Genomic DNA, 14,985 nt, shown 5'->3' on the forward strand with positions numbered 1-14,985 from the left:
GGCGCCGGGCGAATTCGCCCGGCGCCCGATCGCGTACCTGTCGAGTCAGCGGCGACCGACGGTGAGCACCGGCTTGGTGACCTCGGCGAAGAAGTCGTTGCCCTTGTCGTCGACCACGATGAAGGCGGGGAAGTCCTCCACCTCGATCTTCCAGACCGCCTCCATGCCCAGCTCCGCGTATTCGAGCACCTCGACGTGCTTGATGCAGTCCTGGGCGAGGCGGGCGGCGGGGCCGCCGATCGAGCCGAGGTAGAAGCCGCCGTGCTGCTGGCAGGAGCGGGTCACCTGACCCGACCGGTTGCCCTTGGCCAGCATCACCTGGGAGCCGCCGGCCGCCTGGAACTTCTCCACGTAGGCGTCCATCCGGCCGGCGGTGGTCGGGCCGAACGAGCCGGACGCGTACCCCTCGGGGGTCTTCGCCGGGCCTGCGTAGTAGACGGCGTGGTCACGCAGGTACTGCGGCATCGGCTCACCGGCGTCCAAACGCTCGGCGATCTTGGCGTGGGCGATGTCCCGGGCGACCACGAGCGGCCCGGAGAGCGAGAGGCGCGTCTTCACCGGGTACTTCGACAGCTCCGCGCGGATCTCGTCCATCGGCCGGTTGAGGTCGACCCGGACCACCAGCTCCGCGTCGAGCGAATCGTCGGTGACGTCGGGCAGGAACCGCGCCGGGTCGGTTTCGAGCCGCTCCAGCCACACGCCCGACGGGGTGATCTTCGCGACGGCCTGGCGGTCCGCCGAGCAGGAGACGGCGATCGCCACCGGGCAGGACGCACCATGCCGGGGCAGCCGGACCACCCGTACGTCGTGGCAGAAGTACCGCCCACCGAACTGCGCGCCGATGCCGAAGTTGCGGGTCAGCTCCAGCACCTCCGCCTCCAGCTCCAGGTCGCGGAAGCCGTGCGCGCTCATCGAACCAGAGGTCGGCAGCGCGTCGAGATACTTGGCGCTGGCGTACTTGGCGGTCTTCAGGGCGTACTCGGCGGAGGTGCCGCCGATGACGATGGCCAGGTGGTACGGCGGGCAGGCCGCGGTGCCGATCAGCCGCAGCTTCTCCTCCAGGAACTGCATCATCCGCGTTGGGTTGAGCAGCGCCTTCGTCTCCTGGTAGAGGTACGACTTGTTGGCCGAGCCACCGCCCTTGGCCATGAACAGGAACTTGTACGCGTCGGGGTGCCCGTCCGGGTCCTCGGCGTACAGGTCCACCTGGGCGGGCAGGTTGCTGCCGGTGTTCCGTTCGTCCCACATGGTCAGCGGGGCGAGCTGGGAGTAGCGCAGATTGAGCTTGGTGTACGCCTGGTAGACGCCTCGGGAGATGGCTTCCGCGTCGGCACCGTCGGTCAGCACGTGCCGACCGCGTTTGCCCATCACGATGGCGGTGCCGGTGTCCTGGCACATGGGCAGGACACCGCCGGCGGCGATGTTGGCGTTGCGCAGCAGGTCCAGCGCGACGAACCGGTCGTTCGGCGAGGCGGCCGGATCGTCGATGATCGCCCGGAGCTGCGCCAGGTGCGCGGGGCGCAGGAAGTGCGCGATGTCGTGCATCGCCTCGGCGGTCAGCGCGGTGAGCGCGGCCGGCTCCACGGTGAGGAACCGACGACCTCCGGGGCCGTGTACGACGTCCACGCCCTCGTCGGTGACCAGGCGATAGTCCGTCTGGTCCGGGCCGGTCGGCAGCAGAGGGGCGTACGAGAATGCGGCGGCACTGCTCATGAGCGGCAAGCCTAGGGCAGACCGGTCGATCACTCCCACCCGCCGGGCGGGTCCTGGGACGCCGCTCTCATCCACCGGGCGTGCCGGGCCCGTCCGCGATCCGGATCATCGGGCGAACCGCCCCGCTCAACCGTCCTTGCCACCGCCCGGGTCGGGGCAGAGTTCCCTCTTCGGCCCGCAGTCGCCGTTGTTCGGCCCGTCGGGGCCAGGGCCGCCCGGCCCGGGATTCCCACCATCGCCGGGCGGTCGGGCGGGCGAGCTTCCGGACGCGCCGCCGAAGCGGACGTACCCGATCTCCCGCCCCTCGCCGATGATCATCCCCTGGGACCCGACGGCGAGGGCGTTCGCCGAGGTGCGCAGGGCGGCCAGCTCCCGGCCGGTGCGCGGGTCAAGTGCCGCCAGCCGGGACGGCTTCTCGTCGGCCACCACCGCCGCGTACGGGGTGAGGGCGGCTGTGGCCTTGCCGCTGGCCTGTCGCGTCCAGAGCACCTTCTCGGTGCCCAGCTCACGGGCGATGACCGAGCGCTTGTCGGCGGCTCGGAACACCGCCGAACGATCGTCCACCGCGATCAACTTGGTGCCCGCCGCACCGACCCAGAGCAGCCTTCCGTCGTACCCGTCGATGACCGCCTCGCGGCCGTCCGGGGCGACGCCGATCAGCACGTTCCGCGCACCCTGCGGGTCCTCGCGTTGCACGCAGCCGGCGGAGTCGGCGGTGCGCAGGTTGATGCCGGCCCGCTGCCAGGCCTCCTGCCCTGTCGCCGAGTCCCGGGCGGAGATGGCGAAGTAACAGGTGCCGTCCTGGGAGCGGGCGGCGATCCGCAGCAGCCGGCCGCCCACCACGGAGAGCCGCTCCTCCCGGTCGGGCTCGACGTTCTGCAGCACCCGGCCGGTGGCGGTGTCGACCACGTGGACCCGACCGTCGACCGGGAAGCCCAGCAGCGGTGGCGCGGCCTCCGCCCCGGCCACGCCGTCGTCGATGCGGGTGGCGGTGAGCCGGCGGGTGCCCCGCAGGCCGGGGTTGTCGGCGAGCAGGCCGCTGTGCACCCCGGGCAGGAAGGCCGTCCAGAGCGGCGCCGTGCCACGCGGGTCCCAGGCGCTCAGGGTGCAGTCGGTGGCGTCCGTGCACCTGGCGTCGAGGAGCAGGTTGCGGTACGTCCAGACGGCCACCGCGTCATCGTCACGCCGCCGGGTCGCCCCGGTCGTCGGGTCGAGCAGCTCGTACCCCTTGACCAGGAGCTTGCCCACGGCCACTACCGGGTCCCGGTCGCCACCGGCGACCGCCGCCCAGTCCGCCTTGCGCTCCCAGAGCTGGGCGCCGGTGGCCAGGCTGCGAGCCTCCACCCGGGTGCGTTGCTCGACCACTACGGCGTCGCCGGCGATGGTCACGCTGCGCGGGGTGCCGCCGACCCGTTGCTGCCAGACCACGTCGGGCTCGGAGATGGGTTCGCTGCGGTCCACCCAGTCCCACAGGCCGGGGAACGGATTCCACACGCCGGTGGCGGCGAGCGCGACGACCACGGCGAGGCCGAGCAGCAGCCCACCGCGCACGCTCCCCTTCGCCACCCGCACACCGTAGCCACGATCACGGATCTTCCGTACGCCCGCGCCGCCGTGTCGCCGCGCTTTCTGCGCTCGGAGGTGTTACAGCGCCCTTCCCTCCGCCCGAACAGCGCTACGCACCAGCGGCAGCGTGCGGTAGGGGATCTGCTCGGCCAGCGCGATGATCGTCGAGGCGCGGGTGATGCCGGCGGACGAGACGATCTGGTCGATGACCCGTTGCAGGTCGGTGTTGGAACGGGCCACGATCCGGCAGAGCAGATCGCTGGAGCCGGTGATGGTGTGCGCCTCCAGCACCTCGGGGATGGCGGCGAGGTGAGCGGTGACCGGGTCGTGACCGTGCCGCTGACTGATCTCCAGGGTGACGAAGCTGGTCACCCCGAACCCGATCGCGGCCGGCGCGATCTCGGGGCCGAAGCCCTCGATGACCCGCCGCTCGACGAGCTTGTCCAGCCTCGCCTGCACTGTGCCCCGGGCCACCCCGAGCCGCCGGGAGCACTCCAGCACCCCGATCCGCGGCTCCTCGGCGAGCAGTTCGATCAAGCGCACATCGAGCACGTCGAGCTGTACATTCTGCTCACCATTCATGAGTGACGACCATACCGAATGCGCAACCTGACCAGCATTTCTGCCAACAGTTGCCCACTCGATGCCGGGGCAGCGATCCTCGCCACAAGAACCGACCACGGCGGCCCACAAGGCCGGCCGGTACGCGAGGGAGCCCACCATGACCCAGGCGATCGACCGACCCCAGTCGACCGAGGACGTCGACGTCGACCGGCTCGTCGGCGCTGTCGACCACGACATCAGCCACGACCCGTTCCCGGTGCGGGGCCTCGACCACGTGCACTTCCTGGTCGGCAACGCCAAGCAGGCCGCGCACTACTACTCCACCGCCTTCGGCATGACCTGCGTGGCGTACCGCGGCCCCGAGCAGGGCTACCGGGACCACGCCCAGTACGTGCTGACCAGCGGCTCGGCCCGGTTCGTGCTGACCGGTGCGGTGCGCCCGGACGCCGAGGGCGCCGAGCACGTGGCCCGACACAGCGACGGGATCAGCGACATCGCGCTGGAGGTCCCGAACGTGGACGCCGCGTACGCGCACGCCATCGCGCAGGGCGCCGCCAGCGTCGTCGAGCCGCACGAGGTGACCGACGAGCACGGCACCGTCCGGATGGCAGCCATCGCCGCGTACGGCGACACCCGGCACACGCTTGTCGACCGGTCCCGCTACACCGGCCCGTTCCTGCCCGGCTTCGTGGCCCGGGGCCCGATCGTGGACCGGCAGCCGATGATCGACGCCGGCATTCAGCCGAAGCGCTTCTTCCAGGCCGTCGACCACGTGGTCGGCAACGTGGAGCTGGGCCGGATGGACGAGTGGGTCGAGTTCTACAAGCGGGTGATGGGCTTCTCCAACATGGCGGAGTTCGTCGGCGACGACATCGCCACCGACTACTCGGCGCTGATGAGCAAGGTCGTGGCGAACGGCACCCGCAAGGTGAAGTTCCCGCTCAACGAGCCGGCGATCGCCCGCAAGAAGTCCCAGATCGACGAGTACCTGGAGTTCTACCAGGGCCCGGGCGCGCAGCACATCGCCGTCGCCACCAACGACATCCTCGCCAGCGTCGACGCGATGCGCGCTGCTGGTCTGGAGTTCCTGGACACCCCGGACTCGTACTACGACGACCCGGAGCTGCGCGAGCGGATCGGCAACGTGCGGGTGCCGATCGAGGAGCTGAAGGCCCGCAAGATCCTGGTCGACCGGGACGAGGACGGCTACCTGCTCCAGATCTTCACCAAGCCGGTCCAGGACCGTCCCACTGTCTTCTTCGAGCTGATCGAGCGGCACGGCTCGCTGGGCTTCGGCAAGGGCAACTTCAAGGCGCTCTTCCAGGCGATCGAGCGGGAGCAGGAAGCCCGCGGCAACCTGTAACACTTGCAAGCGTGACGCAACCTCCGTCGTACCCGACGCCGCCGGCCGGTGGGCCCCGACCCACCGCCGGCGGCTTCGCGCCGCAGCCCGGACCAAACCTCCAGGGGTACGCCCCGCAGTACCGCCATGCCGAGTTCACGCGAGCAGTCGTCGTTAAGGTGTCCCCGTGAGCGAGCAAAGCGGACTGGTGGCGGCGTGAGCGTTCAACCTGGTTGGTACGTCGACCCCTCCGACACCGAGACCCGGCGTTACTGGGACGGCGAGGGCTGGCTCGGTGCGCCCATTCCCGTCGACGCCACCCCACCGGATGGTCCGCCGCCGCCCGAGCCGCCGCCCGCGCCGGTCACCCCGGCCGCGCCCGCGGCGGCGACTACCCCCGAGTCGGCGACCGGCGCGCCGGGTTGGTCACCCCAGCAGGGCCCACCCCCTGGGTACGGCCAGCAGCCGGGGCACGGCCCGGGCTGGGGACCGCAGGCCGGCCCTCCCGGCTGGGGCCCGCAGGGCGGTCCGCCGGGCTGGACCCCGCCGGGTGCCCCTCCCGGCTGGGCGCCTCCGGCCGGTCACCCCGGCTGGCCCGGACGACCGCCGGAGCCCCTACCGCACGGTTTCAGGTTGGCCGGCTACGGCCGTAGGTTGGTCGCCCGGCTGATCGACTTCGGCCTCGTCTTCGCACTGAACGTGGTTGTCAACGGCTGGTTCGTCTGGCGCTGGGCTCAGGAGTGGGCGCCGTACTGGCAGGAGGTCTTCCGGCGCGCGTCGCGCGGCGACACCTCCGCCGACGGCCTGCCGCTCCCCAGTGAGCAGGCGAATTCTCTGCTGGTGGCGATTCTGCTGATCGCCACGGCGCTCTGGCTGGCGTACGAGGTGCCGACGATGGCTTCCGGCGGGCAGACCGTCGGCAAGCGGGTGATGCGGATCCGGGCGGTGCCGATGGCCGCCGACCAGCCGCTGGGCGTCCGCCGCGCGCTGAGCCGGTGGAGCACGCTGGGCCTGCCGACTCTGCTCTGGTACTGCGCCGGGCTGGGCCTGGTGCTGCAACTGGTCGATTCTCTCTCTCCCCTCTTCGACCACCCCCTGCGCCAGGCGCTGCATGACAAGCGCGCGCAGACGGTGGTCGTCGAGGTCCCCCAGCACATCGATACCGCCCCCTCGAACGACCGTAACCAGCCCCCGGGAGACACCCCATGACCGACTCCGGACGTCACCAGCCGGCGCTGCGGCTGACCCGCGTCGACCTGGACGCGCTGCCCAGCTACGTGCCGGGGCGCAGCCCCGCCGACCTGGCCCGGGAGTTGGGCCTGCCGGAGGCCATCAAGCTGGCCAGCAACGAGGTGCCGTACGGGCCGCTGCCCGGCGTGGTGGAGGCGGTCACCGAGGCGATCACCACCTCGCACCGCTACCCGGACATGGGTGTGGTCGCGCTGCGGGACGCGCTGGCCCAGCGGTACGGGGTGGACGCCGATCGGATCGCCACCGGCTGCGGTTCGGTGGCGCTGGCCGAGCACCTGGTGCGGGCCACCTGCCTGCCCGGTGACGAGGTGCTCTACTCGTGGCGGTCCTTCGAGGCGTACCCGATCATCGTGGCGACCAGCGGCGCGACAAGCGTGCGGGTGCCCAACGACGCCGGGCACGGGCACGACCTGGCGGCGATGGCTGCGGCGGTGACCGACCGGACCCGGGTGATTTTCGTCTGCAACCCGAACAACCCCACCGGTACGGCGGTGCGCCGGGCCGAGTTGGACCGGTTCCTCGACGCGGTGCCGGACGACGTTCTGGTGGTCATCGACGAGGCGTACCGGGAGTTCGTCACCGACGCGGAGGTGCCGGACGGTCTCGACTACCTGGACCGGCCGAACGTGGCGGTGCTGCGCACGCTGTCGAAGGCGTGGGGGCTCGCGGGGCTGCGCATGGGTTGGCTGGTTGCCCAGCCGGTGGTGGCCGCAGCCATCCGTAAGGTGGCGACCCCGTTCTCCAGCAGCACGGCAGCCCAGGCCGGGGCGCTCGCCGCGCTGACCCAGGTGGCGGAGATGGAGCGCCGCTGCGCCCTTGTCGTCGCCGAGCGGGACCGGGTCACCGAGGCGCTGCGCAAGTTCGTGCCCGAGGTGCCGGCGAGCCAGGCCAACTTCGTCTGGCTGCCGCTGGGCGAGCGGGCCGTGGCGTTCGGCAAGGCGTGCGAGGCGCGCGGTGTGATCGTGCGGCCGTTCGCCGGGGACGGGGTCCGGGTCACCATCGGCACCCCGGCCGAGAACGACGCGTTCCTGGCTGCGGCCGAGGCCGCGCTGGCCTGAGGGACAGCTCGCCGTCGTGGGCGGTACCGCCCACGGGCAGGGGACGAACGACGGGGCGGGCGGGACAGCACTCAGCTGCTCCGCCCGCCAGTAGCCGACTAGGGCGCTCCGTCGACCACCGCCAGTCGCCACTGCGCGTCACCCTCGACCCCGACGGCAAGATCGGTCGAGACGCCCTTGTCGACGAAGACCTGGGACAGGTTGGGCACTCCGTCGCAGGGATATCGCAGCGGAGCGGCGGTCTTCACGTCCAGTGCGATCCGACCTCCTCCGGTGCAGACGAAATACACAGTGAAGCTGGCCTCACTGGGAACGACATCGGCGATTGTTGCTTCCTTCTGCTCTGCCAGCGGGCCGGCCAGCAGCACCCGACCGGCCGGAAACCACCCCGTCGGCGCTTCCGGAGTGGGGGAAGGCCGGCTCGGCACGGCGGGTGAGGGGGGTTCGGACGGCGGCGCCGATCGTCTCGCCGTGTCACCGGTGCAGCCGCTGACCATCAGCAGGGGGACGACCATGCCGATGGCCAGGCATACGGCGTAACGACCAGCACGCATTTCGCGTCTCCAATCCAGGCCGGACGAGCCTGATGAACCTCACCTCGTTCGTCAAGCCGCCGGGCGGCCACGGCCAGCAGTACAGCCTCCAGGCTTCGCGGTAGGGCGCGTACGCGCTGCCCGAGTTCTCGGAGGCCGTGCTGCAGTTGCTGGAGACGTTGTTCTCCGGCCCGGCCAGGCGGCCATCACCTTCGTCGTGAACTAGGGGACGTTTGTCCGGGTTGATGTATTTTATGCCCTATATTCCGAATCAGCCGGTTGCCGATGAACCGCGCCGGCTCACTTCGAGAAAACGGGGTACCGAACAGTGCGCACTGCCAAGATCTTTCTGGCCGGAGCGGCCGCAGCGGCGATGGTGGGATTCCTCGCCGCGCCGGCTGCCGCCGCGCCCACCGACACCACCGACACCACGTTCGAGGTGCTCGCCGGCACCCTCGACATCACCGCGCCGGCCGCCGCCGACCTCGGTGACGGCGCTCCCGGTGGCACCATCACCGGCCAGCTCGGCGTCGTGACGGTCGACGACTCCCGAGGTGCCGCCGACGCCTCCTGGGTCGCCTCGGTGACCGCGACGGTCTTCCAGACCGGCGGCGGCTCGCCACCCGAGACGGTGCTGCCGTCCGAGATCGACTACTGGTCCGGCCCGGCGACGGCGACCACCGGTGACGGCACCTTCACGCCGGGGCAGGCCACCGCCGGCGACGCCGCAGCGCTGGACAGCGTCACCCCGCTCACCGCCTTCACCCACAGTGGCGGCACCGGCGGCAACACCGCTGCCTGGAACCCCACCCTGGTGGTCAACGTTCCGCTGGACAGCATCGCGGGCGTCTACACCGGCACGGTGACACATTCCGTGGCGTAGCCGTCGGGGGCGGTCGATCATCGCGGTCGCGCTCGCCCTGTTCTGCCTTGCCGGTCCGGGTCTGTCGACCCGGGCCGGCGCGGTCGAACCGGATGCGGGCCCGGACGACGGCACCATCGGGATCCGGCTGCTGGAAGCCCCGACCGAGCGCCGCACCGACCCCCGGGCGCTGCGCTACATCGTCGACCACCTACCGCCGGGCACCACCATCAAGCGGCAACTGCTGATCGTCAACCGCACCGACCAGACCCGTCGGGTCGACGTGTACCCGGCGGCGGCGACCCTGGAGGACGCGGGGTTCCGCTTCGGCGAGGGTCGCGCCGAGAACGAGCTGACCACCTGGGTCACCCTCGACGAGCGCTCGGTCGAGCTGGGACCGTGGGCAGAGACCCGGGTCCGAGCGACCATCACCGTGCCGCCGGCCGCTTCCCGGGGCGAGCGGTACGGGGTGGTCTGGGCGTCCACCGCCTCGACGCCTCGGGCCGGCGGCGAGATCACCCAGGTCCACCGGGTCGGAGTCCGGATGTACCTCGACGTCGGGCCCGGCGGCGAACCCGCCTCCGACTTCTCGATCGGCGAGATGCGCCCGGCTCGCAGCCCCGAGGGCGAACCGTCGCTGACCGTCCAGGTCACCAACACCGGAGGCCGTGCCATCGACCTGACCGGCGCGGTCATCCTGAGCGACGGCCCGGCCGGCAGTCGGGCCGGCCCGTTTCCGGTCGGGCAGGGCGTCACGCTGGCGCCGGGCGCCTCCGGGCAGGTCATCGCCCGACTCCCGACCACGTTGCCGAACGGCCCCTGGAAGGCGGAGGTGAACCTGGAGAGCGGCCTGGTGAAGCGGAGCGTCACCGCGCAGGTCACGTTCCCCGAGGCTGGTCAGGTCGGGAAACGGGGCAGTGTCGTCTCCCGGATCCTCTCCGGGTGGACAGTGGCCGCGGCGGTCGTGGGCCTGCTGCTGGTCGTCGGCCTCGCCATGCTGGCCCGCCGGTCCCGCCGATCCGGGCAGCCTCGGCCTCCCACCATCCGCCCGAGGGAGCGCACCCCGGCCGGCCGATGATCGCGCGGGCAGCCCGAGCGCCTGCTCCGGCCGGCCCGTCAGCTCGGCCTGCTCCGGCCGGGGCCCGTCAGCTCGGCCTGCTCCGGCGGGCGGCGATCCACCCGGCGGCGAGCAGGGCTGCGCCCAGCACGGCGAGGAGCAGCACCGACCCGCCCGACCCGGTGACCGGCAACTCACCGCCGTGACTCGGTGTGGGCTGGGGTGGTGCCGTCGGCGTGGACGTGGGCGGCGGCTGAGTCGGAGGCGGTGTCGGCGACGCCGGCAGGATCTCGAAGGTGACTCCCGTGCCCGCCGACGGCTCGGCCCGTACGACGCCGAAGCCCCGCGCCGAGGCGGGGTCGGCGGCCAGCACCGGCGACGCCGCCAACGCCAGGCCCGCGGTGGCGGCGAGCGCGCCGCCCACGAGGTAGTTGGCTGCTGTCCTGGCCATGCGCCGACCCCTTCCACCGGAAACCTGAACCGTGAAAAACGTACCCTTTCACGACAAAAGGAATGGAATGGTTCGGTGTTCCGAGGCCGAAGACGCCACGATCAGGTGGCGGCCAGAATCACCGTCTCGCCGGTGTAGTAGTAGCGCCGGTCGTCGCCGGTGGGGTCGACCGGCCTTCGGAGCCGCTCGATCGCGACGAACCCGTCCTCGGCCGTCACCGCCCCGGGTGCCCAGCCGGTCCCGTCCGAGCCGACATTGAGCGCGAAGCGGGACAACTGCCTACCGGTCACCGGATCCAGCGTCACCAGATCGTTCGCCTCGGTCAGCAGGTGCACCCGGCCAGGCTGCCCGGCCAGTACCCGAGCCGCACCCAGGCCCGCGGACCGCCACAGCTCGCCGCCCGTACGCGCCGATCGACCCACCACCACGCCGTCGAGCACGGCGACTGACTGCTCACCGACCAGCGCGGCACCGGCCGGATCCAACGCGGGGGCGGCGACCGGCGACCCGGCAGTCAACAGCCAACCCTGACCGCCCTCGTCACCCGGCCCGGCGGTCCGCAACCCCAGACAATCCGATCCACCGGTACGACAGCCGAGTGGCGTCACCACAAACCCGTCCGGGCCGCCCGGCGGACGCCAACGCTCACGTACCTCGCCCGTCGCCGCGTCCCGGAACTCGACAGTGGCCGCTCCGGCGCAGGTGTCCAGACCGATGAGCAGCCCGGTGGCGCTGGTGCCGACATCACTACGGCACCTGCCGCCGGGCAGCTCGACCCGCCACAGCTCCCGGCCGCCGCTCAGCTCGACTCCACGCGCCTGGGCATCCCCGGTCACCACCAGCACGACCCGCCCGTCGGGAAGGTCGGTGAGCTGGAGGCCTGGCGCATCCCAGACGGTCGCCGCCCAGGTACGCCGCACCGGCGCCGTGCTCTCCACGGGCTCCGGTCCATCGGCTCGCCAGAGCACCCCGCCGGTCCGGGCGTCGAGTGCGACGAGCTGCCCGTCGGACCAGCGGCTGACCACAGTGCTGCCGCTCGCCACCACACCGGTCAGCTCGGCCGGCCACCGCCGGTACGACCAGTACGGGCTGGTCCGGTACCGGCCGTCAACCGGCCGGTCGGCGTAGACCTGGCGGTGTGCGGCGTACACCCGCAGTCTCCCGTCGACGATCAACGGGGCGACCGGCAACCGACCGATCACTCCGGCGGCAGGCCGGGCCGGGGCCGGGTAGTCGGCCCGTGCCACGGTGCTCACCTCAGCCGGTGCGAGGACCCGGTGGACGATGACCGCGACGGCTGCCGTCGCGAGCAGCGCCGCGACCACGATCGCGAGCCGTCGCCGGCCTCTCGGGAACCTCATGCCGCACCTCCGCCCGGCACCCTACCCAGCGGAGAGGGCCGGACCCCGTTCAGGTCACGGCGACGGCTGACGGCCTGGCACTCAGGCGGCTTCGACGGAGCCGGTGGCACCGGCCGCCACGGCAAGGTCGGCGAGATCACGCCAGAGCGCCGCCTCGACCGCCCGCGCGGCAAGCCCGCCGAGCAACAGTGCCACCACCCGACCGTACGGTGCGGTCGGCACCGCCTCGTGGGTGACGGTGATCGCGGTGCAGCCCCGACGGCGGCGGCGGACCGGCCGCAGGCTCCAGGTGATGCGGTAGTCGGCGCCGGTGCCAGAGGAGCAGAGCACCAGTCGCTGCGGTGCGAGCGCCTCGACCACCAGGAACTCCTCGGTCAGCGTGCCGCCGCCCGGCTGGACCCGTTCCTCGCGCCAGGAGGTGCCGGGCCCGAACGAACCCGGGGTGAGCACTTCGATCGGGCCGGCTGCGGTCAACCGGGCGGCGCGGCCGGGCAGGTCGGTCAGCAGACGCCAGACGTCGACAGCGTGCGCCTCGATGATTCCGGTAATCGCCACCGTCGACATGCCACCCTCCCGTGTCCCCGACGGTACGCGGAGTGAGGGCCGGACGGGGCCCCCGGAGCGGAATTTCCACCACCCGGGGGCCACGCTGTCCGATTGGGCGGTCGCTCCGGCACCGGTCGTCGTCGACCGGCGCCGAAGCGCCGGTCAGCGCTCGAAGCGACCGGCCCGAATGGCGCCGATGAACGCCGTCCACCCCGGCGGGCTGACCGCGAGTGTGGGACCGGCCTGGTCCTTGGAGTCGCGGACTCCGACCAGACCATGGACGTCGACCAGGTTGTCCGCCACTTCCACGCAGAGCCCCTGGTCGTTTGAGCGGCTGCTGGTACGCCAGACCGCGCCCGCAAGATCGTGCATCGTCGTTACCTCCGTGTGCGTCGGGATTGCCCCACCGCTGTGGCCGGGCGTGGGCCCGGCTCGTGTGGGACGACTTGATCCGCGTGACCAACGGCGCAACGAGGGCTCTTGATCGCACCCGCTGTGCGATCAAGAGTCCCGTGAACGAGACGACTCGAAGACCAGATGGTCAGAGCGCTCCGGAGGGGGCGCAGTAATCCGACTCGGCAGTGGAAGCCGTTGACGTGCTGGGCCGCAGCCCCGGCTTCAACGGGCCGGACGAACAGTGCCGGACACCTCACCGAGGGCGATGGTGGTGCCGTCCGGGCCGGGCGCGGTGGCGGTGATGGTCACCGTGTCGCCGTCGTTGAGGAAGGTACGGCTCTCGCCGCCCACGGTGACCGGCTCGGCCCCACCCCAGGTCAGTTCCAGGAAGGACCCGACCTGTCCCCGGTCCGGGCCGGAGACGGTCCCGGAGGCGTACAGGTCGCCGGTGCGCAGCGAAGCTCCGTTGACGGTGAGGTGCGCCAACTGCTGCGCCGGGGTCCAGTACATCGTGGCGAACGGGGGCTCACTGACCTGGTCGCCGTTCCACTCGACCGCCAGGCGCAGGTCCAGGCCCAGGTGCGGCACGTCCCGCAGGTAGTCGACCACCGGCGGGTCCTGGTCGGGGGCCGGCACAAAGGCGTCGGCGAGGGCGTCCAGTGGCGTCACCCAGGCCGAGACCGAGGTGGCGAACGACTTGCCGAGGAACGGGCCGAGCGGCTGATACTCCCAGGCCTGGATGTCGCGGGCCGACCAGTCGTTGACCAGCACCACCCCGAAGACGTGCTCGGCGAAGTCGTCAACGGAAACCCGGTCGCCCAACGCGCTGGGTACGCCCACCACGAAGCCGACCTCGGCCTCGATGTCGAGGCGTACCGATGGGCCGGTGACCGGGCCCTCGGCGGAGGCCCGCTGCCCGGTCGGCCGGGTCACCGGCGTGCCGGAGACGACCACGGTGCCGGCCCGGCCGTGGTAGCCGATCGGCAGGTGCTTCCAGTTGGGCAGCAGCGGCGGCTGACCGGGGCGGAAGATCTGCCCGACGTTCGACGCGTGGTGAACGGATGAGTAGAAGTCGACGTAGTCGGCCACCTCGATGGGGAGCAGCAACTCCACGTCGTCGAGGGGCACCAGCAGCGGCTCCACCGCCTCCCGGTGCGCCGGGTCGGTCAGCAGCTCGGCGATCCGCTGCCGTGCCGCCGTCCACTGCGGACGCCCCAGGGCCATGAAGTCGTTGAGCACGGGCCGGCACAGCGTGCCGGCGGCCAGCACCAGCTCGGCGGCCTCGGCCGCCGCGAGGTCGAAGACCCACGACCCGATCCGTACGCCGATCCGCGACGGGCCCCCGTTCTGCCGGAACACCCCGTACGGCAGGTTCGTCACCCCGTACGGCGAACCGTCGGCGCCGGTCACCCAGGTCATGCGTCGTAGCCCCCGTTCACCAGCCCAAGCCGGATCAGATCGGTCAGTGGTTCCAGGATGCTGCACGAGCCGAAGCCCACCCACAGGGGGCGAGGCCCGTCCAGTCGTGCCGTCGTGCGCTCCACCAGTGGGCGCGGGTCGACCACTGTGAGCAGTTCGGCGACCGAGCGCACACCGTCACCGTCGGCGGCGGCCAGTGTCGCGGCCAGTACGTTGGCGTAGCCGTGGTGGGTGAACCCGGTCTCCGGGTCCAGGTGTCGGATCGCCTGGTGCAGTCCGGCGGTGAGCTTGAACGGCAGGCCCCGGTCCCGGCAGGCGCAGATCACAGTGGCCAACTCGGTCGGGGTGGGGAAGAGCTCGGCGGCCAGGCCGCCGGTGCGGAACTTGGCAGCGATCGGCACCCCGTCGGCCCGTGCGGCGACGAGCGCATCCAGTGCGCCCATCAGCCCGAAGGTCAGCGGCAGTTCGGCGTAGACGGTTTCCACGCCCGGTAGCGCGTCGGTCAGGCGCAGCAACTCGGCGATGCCGGGCAGCGGGTCCTCGCCGCGCTTGGCGACCGCCACCTCGACCTGACGCGCGGTGACGCCGTCGGGGGCGAGAAACGACAGCGCGAACGGCAGGTTCCCGATCCCGGTGTCACCGATCACCCCGACCACCAGGCCCTCGCCCGGGTCGACGAGACCGCTCAGCGCACCGGCGGCCACGTCCGACGCGGGGATCAGCAGTGGGCCGACCAGGTCGGCGTACCAGGCGGCGCGGTGCTGGCGGTGGGCGACCAGTGCGTCGTGCAGCGCGGCGCTGCCCGGTGGGAAGACGGCGGCGTCGTCCACCAGGCCGTGGAGGAGTGCTGGCACCTGCGTTGACAC

The 14,985-nt window shown here is 71.9% G+C and carries 15 protein-coding genes; 5 read left to right on the forward strand and 10 right to left on the reverse strand.

All coding sequences use genetic code 11. The features are described from left to right. Positions 1–45: 45 nt before the first annotated feature. From MED01_RS03810 to MED01_RS03820, 3 genes are all read right to left on the reverse strand, one after another. Positions 46–1,713, reverse strand: a complete 1,668-nt coding sequence (locus MED01_RS03810; protein WP_238667174.1) for a fumarate hydratase — start codon at positions 1,711–1,713, stop codon at positions 46–48. Positions 1,714–1,839: 126 nt separating this feature from the next. Then, complete coding sequence (locus MED01_RS03815; RefSeq protein WP_372493570.1) at positions 1,840–3,285, reverse strand: outer membrane protein assembly factor BamB family protein; 1,446 nt, start codon at positions 3,283–3,285, stop codon at positions 1,840–1,842. Positions 3,286–3,357: 72 nt separating this feature from the next. Beyond that, positions 3,358–3,861: an Lrp/AsnC family transcriptional regulator gene (locus MED01_RS03820; protein ID WP_238667176.1), complete on the reverse strand. Its 504-nt coding sequence runs from the start codon at positions 3,859–3,861 to the stop codon at positions 3,358–3,360. Between the two features lie 139 nt (positions 3,862–4,000). On the opposite strand from MED01_RS03820, the gene hppD reads away from it, so the two are divergent. From hppD to hisC, 3 genes are all read left to right on the forward strand, one after another. Continuing rightward, positions 4,001–5,206: a 4-hydroxyphenylpyruvate dioxygenase gene (gene hppD / locus MED01_RS03825; protein ID WP_238667177.1), complete on the forward strand. Its 1,206-nt coding sequence runs from the start codon at positions 4,001–4,003 to the stop codon at positions 5,204–5,206. A 195-nt stretch (positions 5,207–5,401) separates the two neighbouring features. Beyond that, entirely contained in the window at positions 5,402–6,394 is a 993-nt protein-coding gene (locus MED01_RS03830; RefSeq protein ID WP_238667178.1) for an RDD family protein, read from the forward strand. Next, positions 6,391–7,494, forward strand: a complete 1,104-nt coding sequence (gene hisC / locus MED01_RS03835; RefSeq protein ID WP_238667179.1) for a histidinol-phosphate transaminase — start codon at positions 6,391–6,393, stop codon at positions 7,492–7,494. The genes MED01_RS03830 and hisC overlap by 4 nt, the downstream gene beginning before the upstream one ends. Positions 7,495–7,592: 98 nt before the next feature. On the opposite strand, the gene MED01_RS03840 is transcribed toward hisC, so the two are convergent. Continuing rightward, positions 7,593–8,048: a hypothetical protein gene (locus MED01_RS03840; protein WP_238667180.1), complete on the reverse strand. Its 456-nt coding sequence runs from the start codon at positions 8,046–8,048 to the stop codon at positions 7,593–7,595. A 307-nt stretch (positions 8,049–8,355) separates the two neighbouring features. Here MED01_RS03840 and MED01_RS03845 point away from each other — a divergent pair, with 307 nt between their 5' ends. Together MED01_RS03845 and MED01_RS03850 are read left to right on the forward strand one after the other, a co-directional pair. Beyond that, positions 8,356–8,910 (forward strand): hypothetical protein, encoded by a 555-nt coding sequence (locus tag MED01_RS03845; protein WP_238667181.1) that lies wholly within the window; start codon positions 8,356–8,358, stop codon positions 8,908–8,910. Between the two features lie 262 nt (positions 8,911–9,172). Then, complete coding sequence (locus MED01_RS03850) at positions 9,173–9,967, forward strand: hypothetical protein (protein ID WP_238667182.1); 795 nt, start codon at positions 9,173–9,175, stop codon at positions 9,965–9,967. Positions 9,968–10,034: 67 nt separating this feature from the next. Here MED01_RS03850 and MED01_RS03855 read toward each other — a convergent pair whose 3' ends face one another. From MED01_RS03855 to MED01_RS03880, 6 genes are all read right to left on the reverse strand, one after another. Beyond that, a complete protein-coding gene (locus MED01_RS03855; protein WP_238667183.1) occupies positions 10,035–10,397 on the reverse strand; it encodes an LPXTG cell wall anchor domain-containing protein in 363 nt (120 codons plus the stop codon). Between the two features lie 101 nt (positions 10,398–10,498). Continuing rightward, positions 10,499–11,758, reverse strand: coding sequence for an outer membrane protein assembly factor BamB family protein (locus tag MED01_RS03860; RefSeq protein ID WP_238667184.1), 1,260 nt, complete (start codon positions 11,756–11,758; stop codon positions 10,499–10,501). Positions 11,759–11,839: 81 nt separating this feature from the next. Further along, entirely contained in the window at positions 11,840–12,322 is a 483-nt protein-coding gene (locus tag MED01_RS03865) for an SRPBCC family protein (protein WP_091403139.1), read from the reverse strand. A 144-nt stretch (positions 12,323–12,466) separates the two neighbouring features. Then, a complete protein-coding gene (locus MED01_RS03870) occupies positions 12,467–12,676 on the reverse strand; it encodes a DUF397 domain-containing protein (protein WP_030327888.1) in 210 nt (69 codons plus the stop codon). A gap of 246 nt (positions 12,677–12,922) precedes the next feature. Beyond that, positions 12,923–14,119 carry a fumarylacetoacetase gene (gene fahA / locus MED01_RS03875; RefSeq protein WP_238667185.1) on the reverse strand — a complete coding sequence of 399 codons (1,197 nt, stop codon included), beginning with the start codon at positions 14,117–14,119 and terminating at the stop codon, positions 12,923–12,925. Then, positions 14,116–14,985: a hypothetical protein gene (locus MED01_RS03880; protein ID WP_238667186.1), complete on the reverse strand. Its 870-nt coding sequence runs from the start codon at positions 14,983–14,985 to the stop codon at positions 14,116–14,118. Before MED01_RS03880 ends, fahA begins: the two co-directional genes overlap by 4 nt.

Source organism: Micromonospora alfalfae (genome assembly GCF_022230925.1).
Lineage (GTDB): Bacteria > Actinomycetota > Actinomycetes > Mycobacteriales > Micromonosporaceae > Micromonospora > Micromonospora alfalfae.

Excerpts from the sequence above, each read along its gene's own strand:
- fahA (WP_238667185.1), bottom strand. The coding sequence starts at position 14,119 with ATGACCTGGGTGACCGGCGCCGACGGTTCGCCGTACGGGGTGACGAAC.
- MED01_RS03820 (WP_238667176.1), bottom strand. The coding sequence starts at position 3,861 with ATGAATGGTGAGCAGAATGTACAGCTCGACGTGCTCGATGTGCGCTTG.
- MED01_RS03840 (WP_238667180.1), bottom strand. The coding sequence starts at position 8,048 with ATGCGTGCTGGTCGTTACGCCGTATGCCTGGCCATCGGCATGGTCGTC.
- hisC (WP_238667179.1), top strand. The coding sequence starts at position 6,391 with ATGACCGACTCCGGACGTCACCAGCCGGCGCTGCGGCTGACCCGCGTC.
- MED01_RS03860 (WP_238667184.1), bottom strand. The coding sequence starts at position 11,758 with ATGAGGTTCCCGAGAGGCCGGCGACGGCTCGCGATCGTGGTCGCGGCG.
- MED01_RS03870 (WP_030327888.1), bottom strand. The coding sequence starts at position 12,676 with ATGCACGATCTTGCGGGCGCGGTCTGGCGTACCAGCAGCCGCTCAAAC.
- MED01_RS03855 (WP_238667183.1), bottom strand. The coding sequence starts at position 10,397 with ATGGCCAGGACAGCAGCCAACTACCTCGTGGGCGGCGCGCTCGCCGCC.
- MED01_RS03810 (WP_238667174.1), bottom strand. The coding sequence starts at position 1,713 with ATGAGCAGTGCCGCCGCATTCTCGTACGCCCCTCTGCTGCCGACCGGC.
- hppD (WP_238667177.1), top strand. The coding sequence starts at position 4,001 with ATGACCCAGGCGATCGACCGACCCCAGTCGACCGAGGACGTCGACGTC.
- MED01_RS03865 (WP_091403139.1), bottom strand. The coding sequence starts at position 12,322 with ATGTCGACGGTGGCGATTACCGGAATCATCGAGGCGCACGCTGTCGAC.